Source organism: Agrobacterium sp. MCAB5 (assembly GCF_052114365.1).
Classification (GTDB): Bacteria; Pseudomonadota; Alphaproteobacteria; order Rhizobiales; family Rhizobiaceae; genus Agrobacterium; species Agrobacterium tumefaciens.
The window spans coordinates 1-421 of record NZ_JBFREP010000293.1; the positions used below are offsets into that span (position 1 = coordinate 1).

Genomic DNA, 421 nt, shown 5'->3' on the forward strand with positions numbered 1-421 from the left:
AGCTGGAGATGCTCCCGCAAGTTTTTGTCCAGAGCGCCGAGCGGCTCATCCATAAGGACGACGTCTGGCTCGAAAACGATCGCCCGAGCGAGTGCAATCCGCTGCTGCTGCCCGCCCGAGAGCTGCGCAGGCTTTCGCTCTGCAAAAGCTCCCATCTGCACCACATCCAGAACCTTGCGGACACGATCGTTACGTTCGGCTTTGGCCATCTTGCGGACGCGCAAGGGATAGTCCAGGTTTTCCGCCACGGTCATGTGGGGGAAGAGGGCATAATTCTGGAACACCATCCCGATGTTTCGTCGATGCGGTGGCACGGATTCCAATGAGCGACCAGCGATGCGGATGTGGCCGCCGCTAGGAGCCTCGAACCCCGCAAGCATCATCAGACTTGTCGTCTTGCCCGAGCCCGATGGTCCCAGCA

The 421-nt window shown here is 60.1% G+C and carries 1 protein-coding gene; it reads right to left on the reverse strand.

Annotated features, from left to right (window positions below; genetic code table 11):
* On the reverse strand, positions 1 to 421 hold a 421-nt coding region (locus AB4Z23_RS28690), incomplete at both ends, for an ABC transporter ATP-binding protein (RefSeq protein WP_441361336.1).